This window comes from Streptomyces inhibens (assembly GCF_022221585.1).
Lineage (GTDB): Bacteria > Actinomycetota > Actinomycetes > Streptomycetales > Streptomycetaceae > Streptomyces > Streptomyces inhibens.
Genome location: NZ_CP084681.1, coordinates 6,474,758 through 6,490,770 on the forward strand (window position 1 = coordinate 6,474,758; position 16,013 = coordinate 6,490,770).

Annotated in this window: 14 protein-coding genes; 9 read left to right on the forward strand and 5 right to left on the reverse strand. The window is 71.9% G+C overall.

Annotated features, from left to right (window positions below):
- Window positions 1-87 precede the first annotated feature (87 nt).
- Entirely contained in the window at window positions 88-2,511 is a 2,424-nt protein-coding gene (locus KI385_RS29455; RefSeq protein WP_425357103.1) for a DEAD/DEAH box helicase, read from the reverse strand.
- A 314-nt stretch (window positions 2,512-2,825) separates the two neighbouring features.
- On the opposite strand from KI385_RS29455, the gene KI385_RS29460 reads away from it, so the two are divergent.
- Window positions 2,826-3,563 (forward strand): ferritin-like fold-containing protein, encoded by a 738-nt coding sequence (locus tag KI385_RS29460; RefSeq protein WP_128511673.1) that lies wholly within the window; start codon window positions 2,826-2,828, stop codon window positions 3,561-3,563.
- A 49-nt stretch (window positions 3,564-3,612) separates the two neighbouring features.
- On the opposite strand, the gene KI385_RS29465 is transcribed toward KI385_RS29460, so the two are convergent.
- The 4 genes from KI385_RS29465 to KI385_RS29480 form a co-directional block, all read right to left on the reverse strand.
- Window positions 3,613-3,903: a hypothetical protein gene (locus tag KI385_RS29465; RefSeq protein WP_128511672.1), complete on the reverse strand. Its 291-nt coding sequence runs from the start codon at window positions 3,901-3,903 to the stop codon at window positions 3,613-3,615.
- 209 nt (window positions 3,904-4,112) lie between these two features.
- Complete coding sequence (locus tag KI385_RS29470) at window positions 4,113-4,343, reverse strand: DUF3107 domain-containing protein (protein WP_238575159.1); 231 nt, start codon at window positions 4,341-4,343, stop codon at window positions 4,113-4,115.
- 140 nt (window positions 4,344-4,483) lie between these two features.
- Window positions 4,484-5,125, reverse strand: a complete 642-nt coding sequence (locus KI385_RS29475; RefSeq protein WP_238575160.1) for a TetR/AcrR family transcriptional regulator — start codon at window positions 5,123-5,125, stop codon at window positions 4,484-4,486.
- A 148-nt stretch (window positions 5,126-5,273) separates the two neighbouring features.
- Entirely contained in the window at window positions 5,274-5,492 is a 219-nt protein-coding gene (locus tag KI385_RS29480) for a hypothetical protein (protein WP_128511669.1), read from the reverse strand.
- A gap of 171 nt (window positions 5,493-5,663) precedes the next feature.
- Here KI385_RS29480 and KI385_RS29485 point away from each other — a divergent pair, with 171 nt between their 5' ends.
- From KI385_RS29485 to KI385_RS29515, 8 genes are all read left to right on the forward strand, one after another.
- On the forward strand, window positions 5,664-6,683 hold the full coding sequence (locus KI385_RS29485) for an alpha/beta fold hydrolase (protein WP_238575161.1): 1,020 nt from the start codon (window positions 5,664-5,666) through the stop codon (window positions 6,681-6,683).
- Between the two features lie 149 nt (window positions 6,684-6,832).
- Window positions 6,833-8,122 carry a DUF3152 domain-containing protein gene (locus tag KI385_RS29490; RefSeq protein ID WP_425356972.1) on the forward strand — a complete coding sequence of 430 codons (1,290 nt, stop codon included), beginning with the start codon at window positions 6,833-6,835 and terminating at the stop codon, window positions 8,120-8,122.
- A 121-nt stretch (window positions 8,123-8,243) separates the two neighbouring features.
- On the forward strand, window positions 8,244-8,336 hold the full coding sequence (locus tag KI385_RS44255) for an Ms4533A family Cys-rich leader peptide (RefSeq protein ID WP_342354255.1): 93 nt from the start codon (window positions 8,244-8,246) through the stop codon (window positions 8,334-8,336).
- A gap of 201 nt (window positions 8,337-8,537) precedes the next feature.
- The gene (locus KI385_RS29495; RefSeq protein ID WP_238575163.1) at window positions 8,538-10,277 is read left to right on the forward strand and encodes an ABC transporter substrate-binding protein; all 1,740 of its coding nucleotides are present in this window, start codon (window positions 8,538-8,540) and stop codon (window positions 10,275-10,277) included.
- Between the two features lie 15 nt (window positions 10,278-10,292).
- On the forward strand, window positions 10,293-11,261 hold the full coding sequence (locus KI385_RS29500) for an ABC transporter permease (RefSeq protein WP_238575164.1): 969 nt from the start codon (window positions 10,293-10,295) through the stop codon (window positions 11,259-11,261).
- Window positions 11,258-12,247: an ABC transporter permease gene (locus KI385_RS29505; RefSeq protein ID WP_238575165.1), complete on the forward strand. Its 990-nt coding sequence runs from the start codon at window positions 11,258-11,260 to the stop codon at window positions 12,245-12,247. Before KI385_RS29500 ends, KI385_RS29505 begins: the two co-directional genes overlap by 4 nt.
- On the forward strand, window positions 12,244-13,935 hold the full coding sequence (locus KI385_RS29510; RefSeq protein ID WP_238575166.1) for a dipeptide ABC transporter ATP-binding protein: 1,692 nt from the start codon (window positions 12,244-12,246) through the stop codon (window positions 13,933-13,935). The genes KI385_RS29505 and KI385_RS29510 overlap by 4 nt, the downstream gene beginning before the upstream one ends.
- A 182-nt stretch (window positions 13,936-14,117) precedes the next feature.
- Window positions 14,118-16,013, forward strand: a complete 1,896-nt coding sequence (locus KI385_RS29515) for a DUF3492 domain-containing protein (RefSeq protein ID WP_238575167.1) — start codon at window positions 14,118-14,120, stop codon at window positions 16,011-16,013.

Consider the following 16,013-nt stretch of genomic DNA (forward strand, 5'->3'; position numbering starts at 1 on the left):
GAAACCGGGCCGGGACGCCGACGACCCGGCACCCGCGGGAAGCGGGGCCGGGTCGTCGGGCCGGGTGTGCGGCGTCAGCCGGGGAAATCAGCTCCCGGGCGTCGCCTCGACAGCGGCGGCCTCGGCCGCGGGGGCCTTGGCGCGGGTGCGGCGGCGCACCGGCTTGGCCTCGGCGGTGTCCGTTGCCTCCGCGGCCGCTGCAGAGGGCGCGGCGGGGGCCTTACGGGTCCGCTTCGGCTTGGCCGGGGCGTCCTCGGCGGTGGCCGCGTCCGCCGCGGACTTCGCGGTGGCCGCGGTCTTCCGCGTGCGCTTGGGCTTGGCCGGCGCGGCCTCGGTGCCCTCGGCCGTGTCCACGGCGGCCTCGGCGGCCTTGGCGGCAGCGGTCTTACGGGTCCGCTTGGGCTTGGCCGGTGCCTCCACGGCGCCCTCGGCCGTGTCCACGGCGGCCTCGGCGGCCTTGGCTGCAGAGGTCTTGCGGGTCCGCTTCGGCTTGGCCGGCGCGTCCACCACGGCGTCCGCGGCCTCGGCCACGGTCTCCGTCACCACTGCCGGCGCCGTCTCCGCGGCGGCCTTGGCGGCGCTACGGGTACGGCGGCGCGGCTTGGCCGGCGCCTCGACGGGCGCCGTCTCCGCGGCGGCCTCGGTGGCGATCGTCGAGCTCTTCGCCGCCGCGAGCGCGGCCGCGGCAACCTCGACGGTCTGGAAGGTCGTGGTGTCCACCGGACGGACGGCACGGGTACGGCGGCGGCGCGGCTTGGCCGGCTCGGCCGGAGCCTCGGTCACCACGGCGGCGGCCGGCACCTCGGCGGCGGCCACGGCCTCGGTGGCCGGGGCCGTCACGGCCGCTGCGCCCGCGGTCTGGCTGGTGCGGGTACGGCGCCGGCGGCGCGGCTGGCGCGGCCCGGCGGCGGCCTCGGCACCGTCGGTGCCCTCAGCACTCTGGGCGGCATCGAGCGACCCGGTCGCCGTCGCGTCCGAGGTGGCCGGGCCGTCCATCGGCGTGCCGCCGCGGGTGCGGCGGCGCTGGCGTGGCGTACGGGTGCGCTCGGGGCGCTCCTCCTGCACGGCGGCAACGGCAGCCTTGCGGGGCCCACGGCCGCGGCCGCCGGTCTCGCCCAGGTCCTCGACCTCTTCCGCGGCCAGCCCGGCCCGGGTGCGCTCGGCGCGCGGCAGCACGCCCTTGGTGCCCGCGGGGATGTTGAGCAGCTCGTAGAGGTGCGCGGAGGTGGAGTAGGTCTCCTCCGGCTCGTCGAACGAGAGGTCCAGCGCCTTGTTGATCAGCTTCCAGCGCGGGATGTCGTCCCAGTCGACGAGGGTGACCGCGGTGCCCTTGGCGCCCGCGCGGCCCGTACGGCCGATGCGGTGCAGGTAGGTCTTCTCGTCCTCGGGCGACTGGTAGTTGATGACATGGGTCACACCCTCGACGTCGATGCCGCGGGCCGCGACGTCGGTGCAGACCAGCACGTCGACCTTGCCGTTGCGGAAGGCGCGCAGCGCCTGCTCACGGGCGCCCTGGCCGAGGTCGCCGTGCACCGCGCCGGACGCGAAACCGCGCCGCGCGAGCTGGTCGGCGATATCGGCGGCGGTCCGCTTCGTACGGCAGAACACCATCGCCAGGCCCCGGCCGTCGGCCTGCAGGATGCGGGCGACCATCTCCGGCTTGTCCATGGAGTGCGCGCGGAAGACGTGCTGGGTGGTGTTGGCGACGGTCTGGCCCTCGTCGTCCGGCGCGGTGGCGCGGATGTGCGTGGGCTGCGACATGTAGCGGCGGGCCAGGGAGATGACCTGGCCGGGCATGGTCGCGGAGAACAGCATCGTCTGGCGCTTGGCCGGCAGCAGCTGGATGATCTTCTCGACGTCGGGCAGGAAGCCCAGGTCGAGCATCTCGTCGGCCTCGTCCAGGACCAGGCTCTTGACCTGGGAGAGGTTGAGCTTCTTCTGGCCCGCCAGGTCGAGCAGCCGGCCGGGCGTGCCGACGACGACGTCGACGCCCTTCTTCAGCGCTTCGACCTGCGGCTCGTAGGCACGGCCGCCGTAGATGGCCAGCACCCGGACATTACGCACCTTGCCGGCGGTGAGCAGATCGTTGGTGACCTGCTGGCACAGCTCGCGGGTGGGCACGACCACCAGCGCCTGCGGCGCCTCGGTCAGCTGCTCGGGCCGTGCCCGGCCGACCTCGACGTCCACGGGGACCGTGACGCGCTCCAGAAGCGGCAGGCCGAAACCGAGGGTCTTACCCGTGCCGGTCTTGGCCTGGCCGATGACGTCGTTGCCGGAGAGGGCGACGGGGAGCGTCAGCTCCTGGATGGGAAAGGGAGAAATGATGCCGACGGCCTCCAGGGCCTCGGCCGTCTCGGGGAAAATCCCAAGGTCTCGAAACGTAGACAGAATCTTGCCTCTTCTGTGAGACGCGGCGTGAGGCGGCGAAGGGGGTCGTACCGCACCGATGTACGGGTTCGTACGGGGCCGGCCTGATGCAGCCGGTGGCGCGGGACCACTGCCAACGCTCAGGCACTCCTGCCGCGAGCGGTGTCCCTCCTGCTGTGCGTACGTCTCGTACGCGCCACGGGGGAGGGCGGTCGGTTGGAGCCGATCGGGCCACCGACCGGGCATCCGCTTTCGTGGAACGACCCACCGATACTCGGCAGGTCCAATACCACTGTACCCCGGATATGGCGCACCCATCCGAAGGCTTGTATGAGTGAGGAATACGTCACGTCCCGGCGCGGTGCCGGAGCGCCGGGACGGCCGGCCGTTCGTACGGGTGAACGGAAGTGGCTGACCAGGACCTTCCCCGGGCGGCCGAGCGGGCTATTGTGCCGGTCATGGGAACGCCTGACAACGCCGCGGCTGACGCGCAAGAACACACCGGGATCGCCGCCCAGGACTGGGCGCAGGCATCCGCCGACCCGCACTACCGGGCCGCCGTGATCGATCTGCTCGGCGCGCTCGCGTACGGCGAGCTGTCCGCCTTCGAGCGCCTGGCGGAGGACGCCAAGCTGGCGCCGACGATGGACGACAAGGCCGAACTGGCCAAGATGGCCTCGGCCGAGTTCCACCACTTCGAGCGGCTGCGGGAGCGGCTCGCACAGATCGAGGCGGAGCCGAACGAGGCCATGGAGCCGTTCGCCGCCGCACTGGACGAGTTCCACCGCCAGACCGCGCCTTCGGACTGGCTGGAGGGCCTGGTCAAGGCCTATGTCGGCGACTCGATCGCCAGTGACTTCTACCGTGAGGTCGCGGCCCGCCTGGACTCCGACACCCGCGATCTGGTGCTGGCGGTGCTGGACGACACCGGGCATGCCTCGTTCGCCGTCGAGAAGGTGCGGGCGGCCATCGAGGCCGAGCCGCGGGTCGGCGGGCGGCTGGCGCTGTGGGCGCGGCGGCTGATGGGCGAGGCGCTCTCGCAGGCGCAGCGGGTCGTCGCGGACCGCGACTCGCTCTCCACGATGCTGGTGGGCGGGGTGGCCGACGGCTTCGACCTGGCCGAGGTCGGCCGGATGTTCTCCCGGATCACCGAGGCGCACACCAAGCGGATGGCGGCGCTGGGTCTCGCGGCCTGACGTACCGAAGGAGCCGTGCCGGGCGGCGTGCGGGCCTGAAAGACGGGCCTCAGGCCGTCCGGTGCCCCTTCAGTGGCGTGGTCGGCCGCCGAAGACGGTGGCGCGGCGGGCGCACCAGGACCGACAGCAGGGCCGCGCCCACGGCCACCGCGGCGACCATCACCTGGACGGGATGCCCGGGGCCGAGGATGGAGCGGGTCAGCAGGGCGCCGAGCAGCGCCGCGACCGGGCCCGTCGCCAGCGTGAGGGTGCGCGCGGGGAAGCGGTCGGGCAGCCAGTGCGTGGCGGACAGGGCGATGGCGAAGCCGATGAGCACGGCGCCGAGCGCTTCCCAGATCATGCTGAATCCCTCCCGCGTCAACAAGGCCGATCGGACGAACAAATCGGTCGTAGGCGGTCGTACCCAAGGGGCACCGGAAGCAACCCTCCCGACGCCGGTCCCTTGCCTGATCAGCGCAGCGGTACGGACACGAACAGCGGCGGCCCGGAGAACAACTCTCCGGGCCGCCGCCACTGTCCCTGGGGGCGCCGCCTCCGGCGCCCCGTCGATCAGAGCGCCGCGCCGAAGCCGACCTTGCGGCCGGCGGGCTCGCCGAGCTCCACGTAGGCAAGCCGGTCCGCCGGGACCAGGATCTTGCGGCCGTGTTCGTCCACCAGCTTCAGCAGCTCCGACTTGCCGGCCAGCGCATCGGACACCGCGCTCTCGACCTCTTCGGCAGACTGCCCGCTCTCCAGAACGATCTCGCGGGGCGCGTGCTGCACGCCGATCTTGACCTCCACGGCTTTTGTCCCTCCGACGGTCTGGGGTCCCCCTGCGTTGGCTGGGGGAGGGTGCGCGGTCATCCGCGCTGTACCCAGCACACATTAGCCCGGTACGGGGACCCGCAGGACGCCATGGAGCACGCCAGCAGCGAACACGGTCAGTGCGTGTCGCTCCCGTGCAGCGGGAAGCCGGCGATGCCCTTCCAGGTGAGCGAGGTCAGCAGCTGCACCGCGGTGTCCCGCGGAACCTGGCTCCCGGAGGAGAGCCAGTAGCGCGCCACCACCTGGGAGACACCGCCCAGACCCACCGCCAGCAGCATCGATTCGTCCACCGACAGGCCGGTGTCCTCGGCGATCACCGCGCTTATGGCCTCGGCGCACTCCAGCGAGACCTTGTCCACCCGCTCGCGGACCGCCGGCTCATTGGTGAGGTCCGACTCGAAGACCAGGCGGAAGGCGCCGCCCGGGTCCTCCACGTAGGCGAAGTAGGCGTCCATCGTGGCCGCGACCCGCTGCTTGTTGTCGGTGGTCGACGCCAGCGCCGAGCGCACCGAGTGCAGCAGGGACTCGCAGTGCTGGTCGAGCAGCGCCAGGTAGAGATCCAGCTTGCCCGGGAAGTGTTGGTAGAGCACCGGCTTGCTGACGCCCGCCCGCTCGGCGATGTCGTCCATCGCGGCCGCGTGGTAGCCCTGGGCGACAAAAACTTCCTGGGCCGCACCCAGAAGCTGATTCCGCCGGGCGCGGCGTGGCAGACGTGTGCCCCGCGGGCGCGCCGCCTCGGTCTGCTCGATGGCGCTCACGCTGCCTCCCAGAAATTGTTCCGTACGCGGCATGCACAAGGTGGTGCACCGCGCCCGCCATCGTACTTTTGGGTAACGAGGCTGTGCGCGGTCCAGGGCGAGAATTTCTGCCCGGCACCGCTGTGGCAATCCGACATAACGCCCCAGGTCATCGGTATTCGTCTTCGTTGAGCTCCACGACACGGGCCTGTTCGACGCGATCTGCCTCGTTGGCCGCGTCCGGGTCGGAATCGGTCGGCGGCTCGTCGCGGCGCGGCGTGAGATCGGTGTACTGCTCCGCGGCGTCCGCTTCCGGCGCCTCGACGTCAAGCTGCGCGGTGTCGTCCTCGTCCTCGAAGGTGTCCGGGTCTGTCGGGTCGACGCGCATGGTGGCTCCCTTTCTCGCGGGCTCGCTCTGTCGGCTGGTGCCTGGCATGAAAGCAGGGGCCGGGGCTGCTGCCCTTGCCTACGAGCGTAGGAGAGTGGCCGCGGTGGCGCGATGCGGTGTGTGACCGCGAACACACAATCGGGGGCGTGATCGTCTCGTAACATCGACCCCATGTCTTCGACCGAGTCGCCGGACACCGCGACCGCCGCCCTCCCGGTGCCACCGGCCGGCCCCGGCCGGCGCGGCGCGGCGGAGACGGTGCACACCGTGACCCTGCCGGGCCTGACGCTCCATGTACGGGCACCGTCCGGGCGGGACGGCGGACCGGACGGCACCGGAGGCGACGCCGGGCAGGAGCGCGCACCCGCTCTGTACGTGCACGGCCTCGGTGGCTCCTCGCAGAACTGGTCCGCCCTGATGCCGCTGCTCGCCGACCGGCTGGACGGTGAGGCGATCGATCTGCCCGGCTTCGGGCAGTCGCCGCCGCCGGACGACGGCAACTACTCCGTCTCCGCGCAGGCCCGCGCGGTCATCCGCTACCTCGACGCGGCCGGGCGCGGCCCCGTACATCTCATCGGCAACTCCCTGGGCGGTGCCGTGACGACCCGGGTGGCGGCGGCGCGCCCGGACCTCGTCCGCACCCTGACGCTGATCTCGCCGGCGCTGCCCGAGCTGCGGCCGCAGCTGACGGCGGTGCCCACGGCGCTGCTCGCGGTCCCCGGCATCACCACGCTCTTCGGCAGGCTCACCCGGGACTGGACGCCCGAGCGCCGCACCCGCGAGGTGCTGGCGCTCTGCTACGGCGATCCCGGCCGGGTCAGCCCGGAAGGGTTCAACGCCGCGGTCGACGAATACGCCCGGCGGCTCGAACTCCCTTATTTCTGGGACGTGATGGAGCGCTCGGCGCGCGGTCTGGTGAACGCGTACACGCTCGGCGGACAGCACAATTTGTGGCGTCAGGCAGAGCGGGTGCTCGCCCCCACACTTCTCGTCTACGGTGGACGCGACCGCCTGGTCTCCATCCGGATGGCGCGGCGGGCGGCCGCGGCGTTCCGCGGTGCGCGGCTGCTGACACTGCCGGAGGCGGGACACGTGGCGATGATGGAGTACCCGGAAGCGGTGGCGCGGGCCGTCCGCGAGCTGCTCGACAGTGAAGTGACCGATGTGACCGCTGATGCGGGCAGGAGCTGACACGCGCCGTGGGACGCCATAGCCGCCGAGGCCGGCCGGAAGTCGCAGCAGATACAGCTGACACCTCAAGGACGGCCGGTCCGCCCGGCGGCCCGGCCCCCGAGCCGGGACCGGGTCGCCGCAGACGCGAACCGGTCGAGGGCGCCGCGGTGCGCGGCGGTCACCCCGAACAGCATGAGCCGGGCGGCGGTTGGGGCGCGTTCCCCGGCGCGCCGGCGTCCCCGAGGGCGCCCGGGCAGGGCGCGTCGAGGATCCCCCGGCCGCGCGCGGAGATGTTCGGTACGTCCTCGCTCGCCACACCGGGCAGCGGACCGGGGCCGCGGCGCGACTATGTGGAGGCCTTTGACGCGGGGCTGTTCCCGGGCGGCCGGAACGCCTCCGAGGACCCGGCCGACCCGGACGACGATGTGTTCCGGGCCGGTGCGCCCCGTACGGCGGGCCCGACGGCCACTCCGTACGGGCCTCCCGCCGACGGCGTGCCGCCCGGCGGCCGGTTCACCGGACGGTCGGTGGTCTTCGACCGGGACGAGTTCGACGCGCAGGACCGGCGGGACGAACTCGGCGCGGACGGCGTGGAGTCGGCCGACCCGGCGGACGGATCCGATGCGGAGCAGTCGCGGCACGGCGACACCAAGGGCGGCAAGGGCCGGACGTTCACCGGCGCCGCGGCCGCCGCGGTGACCACCGTGCTCGCCGTGGTCATCGCGGGCCAGGTCGCCGACCAGCACAAGGACGGCGGCGACCCGCAGCCGCGCAGCGGAAGCGACCGTACCGACGGGGTCGGCGACGCGGCCTCCAGGTCGCAGGCCAGGCCCACCCAGGACGCCAAGCCCGCCAGTTACGACGAGCAGATGACACAGGTCTTCCCGCTGGACCCGCATCTGACGGCCAGCGGCCGCTTCCGGCCGGTGGGCGGCGATGCCAAGGCGCCCGGGCACGGCAAGGTGCTGCGCTACCGCGTCGACATCGAGGACGGGCTGTCGCTGGACGGCAAGCTGTTCGCCGAGGCGGTGCACAAGACCCTCAACGACGACCGGAGTTGGGCGCACGGCGGGCAGCGGACCTTCCAGCGTGTGGGATCCGGTGACGCCGATTTCGTGATCACACTGGCGAGCCCGGGGACCACCGCGAAGTGGTGTGCCAAATCCAGTCTGGACATCACCGAGGACAATGTCTCCTGTGACTCGGCGGCGACCGAGCGCGTCATGATCAATGCGTACCGGTGGGCGCAGGGCGCGAAGACCTACGGCCCCGACAAGATGCTCGCCTACCGCCAGATGCTGATCAATCACGAGGTCGGCCACCGGCTCGGGCACAACCACGAGGCCTGCTCCCGGCAGGGCGCGCTCGCCCCGGTCATGATGCAGCAGACCAAGTTCCTGACCACGGACGGTGTGACCTGCCGGCCCAACTCCTGGCCGTTTCCCACCCAGCGGTGAGCTGACCGGCGCCGGGCGCACGGCGGCGTAAGAACTAGGCGTAAGAGCTAGGCGTGAGACAAGGCGTCTCTTATCGCGAGACACCTTGCCAGAAGGCGAATGTTCGTTCCATGATCTGCGCATGCCGCACCGCCACGCCACCGATCACGCCGCCATAGAGCTGGCGCTGCTCGGCGTGTCCGTGCAGTCCGTGGCCGACATCGACTGTCGCTGAGGCCCTCCCCGGCTTCGTAGAGGCCCGCCTCGCCCGTGCGGATTTCCCCGCGCGGCGCCGAGCCGGGCTCCGAACCGGGCCATCCCCCCGCGTATCCGCGTAATTCACCTCTTTTACGTGTCCGCAGGGGCGGCCTCGCGCCTCATCGCGCCCCCCTGCCGCCTTTTGCGGGTACACCCTGCTGCGAAAGGCACCCTCGTCATGGCCGAGCCGGCCCCTTCCCGTCAACTCTCCGTCATCGCACGCCGGGTGGCCGCCGCCGCGGTGAGCGTCGCACTCGCCGGCGGTGCCGTCGCCTGCGGGCCCAAGGACGGCAGCGCCGCCGGCGGCGCGGAGGACGCGCCGAAGAAGGGCGGCACGCTGACGATCCTGAACTCCGACCCGCAGACCGACTTCGACCCCGCGCGGCTGTACACCTCCGGCGGCGGCAAGGTGCCCACACTCGTCTTCCGCACGCTGACCACCCGCAACCGCGAGAACGGCGCGGCCGGCACCAAGGTCGTACCGGACCTCGCCACCGACACCGGGCGCCCCGGCAAGAACGCCACCGTGTGGACCTACACCCTCAAGGACGGCCTGAAGTTCGAGGACGGCTCACCGATCACCAGCGCCGATATCAAATACGGCATCGAGCGGTCCTTCGCCGCGGAACTCTCGGGCGGTGCGCCCTATCTGCGGGACTGGCTGGTCGGCGGTGACACGTACGAAGGCCCGTACAAGGACAAGTCCAAGGACGGTCTGAAGTCGATCGAGACGCCGGACGACAAGACCCTCGTCTTCCATCTGAAGAAGCCCGAAGGGGAATTCCCGCTGCTGGCGACGCAGACCCAGTTCGCGCCGGTACCGCGGAAGAAGGACAACGGAACGAAGTACGAGGAACACCCGGTCTCCTCGGGCCCGTACAAGGTTGTCAAGAACACCGGCGACGGAGAGCACGTGGTGCTCACGCGCAATGAGAACTGGTCGGAGCAGACCGACAAGGAGCGGCACGCCTACCCCGACACCATCGAGGTGAAGTCGGGGCTGGACTCCGCCGTCATCAACCAGCGGCTGTCCACCGGCTCGGGCGCCGACGCCGCCGCGATCACCACCGACACCAACCTCGGCCCCGCCGAACTCGCCCAGATCGGCAACGACAAGGAACTGCAGAAGCGGGTCGGCACCGGCCACTTCGGCTACACCAATTACCTCGCCTTCAACCCGAAGGTGAAGCCCTTCGACAATCCGAAGGTGCGCCAGGCCATCGCCTACGCCGTCAACCGGCAGAGCGTGGTGAACGCGGCCGGCGGCTCCTCGCTCGCCGAGCCCGCCACCACCTTCCTGCCGAACCAGAAATCCTTCGGCTACACGCCCGCCGACCCCTTCCCGGCCGGAAGGACCGGAAATCCCGGTAAGGCCAAGGAACTGCTGAAGCAGGCCGGCTACAAGAACGGGCTGAGCATCACCCTCACCCACTCCACCGCCAAGAACTTCGCGACCAGCCCGGATGTCGCCACCGCCGTTCAGGAAGCGCTGAAGAAGGCCGGTATCACCGTCAAACTGGCCGGCCTGGAGGACAACGACTACAAGGACAAGGTCCACAGCATCAAGGACGAGCCGGGTCTGTTCATCGGCGGCTGGGGCGCGGACTGGCCCTCCGGCGGCCCGTTCCTCGCGCCGATCTTCGACGGCCGGCAGATCGTCAAGGACGCCTACAACTTCAACCACGCACAGCTGGACGACCCGGCGGTCAACCACGAGATCGACGAGATCAACAAGCTGACCGACCTGACCGCGGCCGCCGGGCGATGGGGTGCCCTGGACAAGAAGATCGGCGAAAAGGCGCTGTCCGTACCGCTGTTCCACCCCGTCTACAAGCGGCTCTTCGGCAAGGACGTCAAGAACATCGTGATCAGCGACTGGGACGGCGTGCTCGACCCCTCGCAGGTCGCGGTCAAGTAGAGCCGGCAGCACCACATGAGTGACCTTCAGGAAACCGGAGTATGGCGGCGGCTGCGCGCCCGTCCGTCGGCCGTCGTGGCCGCCGCCGTACTCGCGGTCCTCGCCCTCTTCGCCCTCGGCGCGCCGCTGCTGTCGGCACTGGAGGGCCAGGACCCCACCACCTACCACGACAGTCTCATCGACTCGGCCCGCGGCGGGGTGCCCCTCGGCCCGTACGGCGGGATCGGCGCCGAGCACTGGCTCGGCGTCGAACCGGGCACCGGCCGGGACCTGTTCGCCCGGCTGCTGTACGGCGCCCGGATCTCGCTGCTGGTCGCCCTCGGCGCCACCGTCGTCCAGGTACTGATCGGCGTCACGATCGGCCTGGCGGCCGGCTTCGGCAGCCGGTTCGTCGACACCGTGCTGTCCCGCTTCACCGATGTGATGGTGGCGCTGCCGATGCTGGTCTTCGGCGTCGCGCTGACCGCCGTCGTACCGGCCGACTTCCCCCGCCCGTTGCTGCTGATCATCGTCGTCGGCCTGCTCAACTGGGGCGGCACCGCACGCATCGTGCGGGCCCAGACGCTGTCGCTCAAGAAGCTCGACTACGTGGCGGCGGCCCGGCTCGGCGGCTCGCGGCCCTGGCGGGTGGCACGGCGTGAGCTGCTGCCCGCGCTGGCCGCGCCGGTGATCACCTACGCGGCGATCCTGGTCCCGATGAACATGGTGGTCGAGGCCTCGCTGTCCTTCCTGGGCATCGGCGTCCGGCCGCCCACCTCGTCATGGGGCCAGATGCTGTCCACGGCCACCACCTGGTTCCGCGCCGACCCGACCTACGTCCTGCTGCCCGCGGCCTGCCTGTTCGTGACCGTGCTGGCCTTCACCGTGCTGGGCGACGCCCTGCGCACCGCACTCGATCCGCGCGAGCGCTCCCGTCTGCGGGTCGGCACCCGAGGCGGCTCACGGGACGCCGAGCGGGCGACGACGAAAGGTGCCGCCGCATGACCGGCTATGCCCTGCGCAGACTGGGCGGCGCGCTGATCGTCCTCTTCCTGCTGTCCGTCCTGGTCCATCTGCTCTTCTACGTCGCACCCGGCGACCCCGCAAGGCTCGCCTGCGGACCGCGCTGCAACGCCGAACAGATCCGCCAGGTACAGGACCAACTCGGTCTGAACGAGCCCCTGTTGACGCAGTATCTGCACTTCCTCCAAGGCATCGTCAGCGGTCGCGACTACTCCACCGGAACCGGCGTACTGCACTGCCACGCACCCTGCTTCGGCCTCTCCTACCAGAACGACCAGCCGGTCACCGAGCTGCTCTCCGCCCGGCTGCCGGTCACCGCCTCGCTCGCGCTCGGCGCCATGGTGCTGTGGCTGCTGCTGGGCGTCGGCACCGGGCTGCTGTCCGCGCTGCGCCGCGGCGGGACGACCGAACGCGTGCTGACCGTGCTCACCCTCACCGGCACCGCCACCCCGGTCTTCATCACCGGCCTGCTGCTGCTGATGATCTTCTGCGCATACCTCCAGTGGCTGCCGTTCCCCACCTATGTGCCGCTGACCGAGGACCCCGAGCAGTGGGCCTGGAATCTGCTGCTGCCCTGGACGGCGCTGGCCCTGCTGGAGTCCGCCAAATATGCCCGGCTGACCCGCTCGGCCACCCTGGAGACGCTGGCCGAGGACCATATCCGCACCTTCCGGGCGTACGGCGTACGCGAGCGGGCGGTCATCGGCCGGCACGCCCTGCGCGGCGCGCTGCCGCCGGTCATCGCGCTCAACGCCATCGATCTCGGCACGATGTTCGGCGGCGCGATGCTCACCGAGACGCTGTTCGGCCTGCCCGGCATCGGCCAGCTGCTGGTCCACTCCGTACGGAGCGTGGACCTGCCGGTGGTCGTCGGCGCGGTGCTGGGCATCGGCGCGGCCGTGGTCCTCGCAGGCGCCGTCGCCGATGTCCTCTACGCGCTCGCCGACCGAAGGGTGACCCTCACATGACCGCGCCACTGGTCGAGGTCACCGACCTCGCGATCACCTTCCCGGCCGGAGAAGGCGCCCGCCCCGAGGACGCCGTACGCGCCGTCGACGGACTCTCCTTCACCCTCGCGCCCGGCCGCGCGCTGGGCATCGTGGGGGAGTCCGGCTCGGGCAAGTCCACCGTCGCCGCCGCGCTGCTCGACCTGCACCGGGGCACCGGCGCACGGGTCGGGGGCACGGTCCGGGTCGACGGACTGGACGTGCTCGCCGCCCCGGAAGCGGAGCTGCGCCGGCTGCGCGGCGGAACCGCCGCGATGATCTTCCAGGACCCGCTGTCCTCGTTGGACCCCTACTACGCCATCGGCGACCAGATCGCCGAGGTCCACCGGGTGCACCGGCCGGACGCCTCGTGGCGCACCGCCCGCGCCCGCGCCGTCGAAGCGCTGGACCGGGTCGGGATCGCGGACGCGGCCCGCCGCGCCCGCTCCCGGCCGCATGAATTCAGCGGTGGGATGCGGCAGCGCGCCCTGATCGCGATGGCGCTGGCCTGCGAACCCCGGCTGATGATCGCCGATGAGCCGACCACCGCCCTGGACGTCACGGTCCAGGCCCAGATCCTCGATCTGCTGCACGAGCTGCGGACCGAGACCGGAATGGGCCTGGTCCTGGTCACCCACGACCTCGGGGTCGTCGCGGGCAGCGTGGACGAGGTGCTGGTGATGCGCGCCGGCCGGGCCGTCGAACACGGCCCCGTCGGCGAGGTGCTGAGCGCGCCGGCCGCGCCGTACACCAAGGAGCTGCTGGCGGTGGTGCCCCGGGTGGACGCGGTACGGGAGCGGCCCGCGATACCGGCACCCCGCAAGGCCGTCCGCCCGGCGCCTTTTGCGGCCCCCGCGCCCGGCGAGCCGCTCGTCGAAGCGACCGGCCTGCGCCGCGAGTTCGGCCGGCGCGCGGCCCGTACCACCGCCGTGGAGGAGGTCTCGCTGACCGTACGGGCCGGCGAAACCCTCGGCCTGGTAGGCGAGTCCGGCAGCGGCAAGACCACCCTCGGCCGGATGCTGGTCCGCCTCCTGGACCCCACCGCCGGGACGCTGCGCTACCGGGGCCGCGAGATCGGCTCCCTGGGCGAACGCCAACTGCGCCCGCTGCGAAGCGAGTTGCAGATGGTCTTCCAGGACCCGGCGTCCTCTCTCAACCCGCGCCGCACCATCGGTGAGTCGGTCGCCGACCCGCTGCGCGCCGCCGGCGAACTGGGCGACGCCGCGATCGTCCGGCGCGTACGTGAGCTGCTGGAGCGGGTCGGGCTCGACCCGGCGTGGTACCACCGCTATCCGCACGAGTTCAGCGGCGGTCAGCGCCAGCGCGTCGGCATCGCCCGGGCGCTCGCCCCCTCGCCCCGGCTGCTGGTCTGCGACGAACCGGTCTCCGCGCTGGACGTCACCACCCAGGCCCAGGTGATGGAACTGCTCGGCGAACTCCGCCGGGAGCTGGGCCTCTCGCTGGTCTTCATCGCCCACGATCTGGCGGTCGTACGGGCGGTCAGTGACCGGGTCGCGGTGATGCGCGCCGGCCGGATCGTGGAGGAGGGGCCGGTCGACACCGTCTACGACCATCCGCAACACCCCTACACCCAGGGGCTCCTGGCGGCCGTCCCGGTGCTCGATCCGCAGGTCGCCGCCGACCGCAGGGCACTACGGACTGTGGCGTAGCGAACACATAGCGCGTCGAAACGCCCTTAGGGGCGGAAAGTTACGTGCTTTCACCCCTTCCGGTGGCGCGATGGACAACCGTCCATCGCGCCACCGGCCCTTTTGCATAGCTTCTTCCTGCAAGTGACGGCCGTGCCGCCGTCGCACCAGGGACGCCGATATGGGAGGACGGGGGTGCACTCATGCGCATTGGACTACTCACCGAGGGTGGCTATCCGTATGCGTCCGGTGAGTCGCATGTGTGGTGCGACCGGCTTGTGCGCGGGCTCACCGGCCATGACTTCGAGCTCTACGCCCTGACCACCGACGCCCAACAGGAAGCCGGCCGCTGGCTCGAACTTCCGGATCATGTACGGCTGGTGCGCAGCGCACCCCTGTGGGGCGACTTCCCCGCCGAACACCACCGGACCGCCGGCGACCGCAGGGGCCGCGCCCCCGGACGGCGCGAACGCCGCCGCTTCGCCACACACTTCGCCGACCTCGTGACAGCCTTCACCACGGCGCCTCCCGGAGCGGCGCAGGCGCCGGCCGGGGATCTGCCGGACGGCCCGGACGACGCCCCCGGAAACTCTGCGACCAGGAAGGCGGACCGTTTCGCCACCGGTCTCTACGGGCTCGCCGAACTCGCCCGCGAGCGCGGCGGACTGCCCGCACTGCTGCACTCCGAAGCGGCCGTACGCATCCTCGAAGGCGCCTGCCACGGCCCCCGCGCGCTGCCCGCCGCCCACGGCGCACAGCTCAACGACCTGCTCGCGGTCGCCGCGCAGCTCGAACTCGCGCTGCGCCCCCTCTCGCTGGACTGGTTCGGCGACCGGTACACCCCCGGACTCGGCGGTGTGGACCTCTGCCACGCCACCTCCGGCGGGGCGGCCGCCCTCCCCGGGCTGCTGGCCAAGCGCTTCTTCGGCACCCCGCTCCTGGTCACCGAGTGCGGCGTGCGGCTGCGCGAGCACTATCTCGCCCGCGCCGCGGCACCGCTGAGCGCGCCCGTGCGCGCACTGCTCGCCGCCTTCCAGGGCGCACTGGCCGCCGAGACCTACGCCCAGGCCGCCCTGATCACCCCCGGCAACACCCACGTCCGGCGCTGGCAGGAGCGCTGCGGCGCCGACCGCGCCCGACTGCGTACGGTCTACCCGGGCATGGACGCCGCCCCCTTCGCCACCGTCGCGGACGCCCCGGCCGACGACTCCAAGACCCTGGTGTGGGTCGGTACCGTCGAGCCCGCCAAGGACCTCGTCGCGTTGCTGCACGCCTTCGCCGAGATCCGCAGGCACGAACCGGAAGCCACCCTGCGCATCATCGGCGGACCCGGGCCCGACCCGCAGGCGCCCGGATATCTCGCGCACTGCCGGGCGCTGGCCGCCCAGTTCTTCCCCGACGAGGCGGCCGACGCCCACACCATCGGCGAGAACCCGGTCAGCTTCGAGGAGATCGGCAGCCCCGACGTGCCGGCCCTGGAGGACGCCTACGCCTCCGGCGCCGTGGTCGTGCTCTCCAGCGTCACCGAGGGCTTTCCGCGCTCCCTGGTGGAGGCGATGTTCTGCGGCCGTGCCACGGTGTCGACCGACGCCGGCGCGGTCTGCGAAGTCATCGGCGGCACCGGCCTGGTCGTCCCGCCGCGCAACCCCCGCGCCCTCGCCGCGGCCTGCTGCGCGCTGCTCGGCGACCCGGACCGCAGGGCCCGGCTCGGCGCGGCGGCCCGGGCACGGGCGCTCGAACTGTTCACCGTCGAGCAGAACGTCACGGCATTTCGTGGCATCTACCTGGAGCTGATCTCGCACGCCCCGGCCCACCCGGCCGACTCCCGCGCGCGGGACGCACACGGCGTACCGCAGCCCTTCGCCCACCCCGCCGAATCCCATGTCCCGGGCCACTGGGCCACGACCGGCGCCGCCACCCGCACCGCCGCACCGGCCGACCGTACGCCGAGCTGGGCGATGCCGGAGGCGGAGCGGCCGGCCGCGGTGCCGGTCACGGCCGGTGCCCGCGGGGGACCGGGGGAGCGGCCGGTGTCCGAGCGGCGGGACGGCCGGCGGGACCGGGACGAGACGGCGATGAGGCAGGCGTGGTCAGCGTGA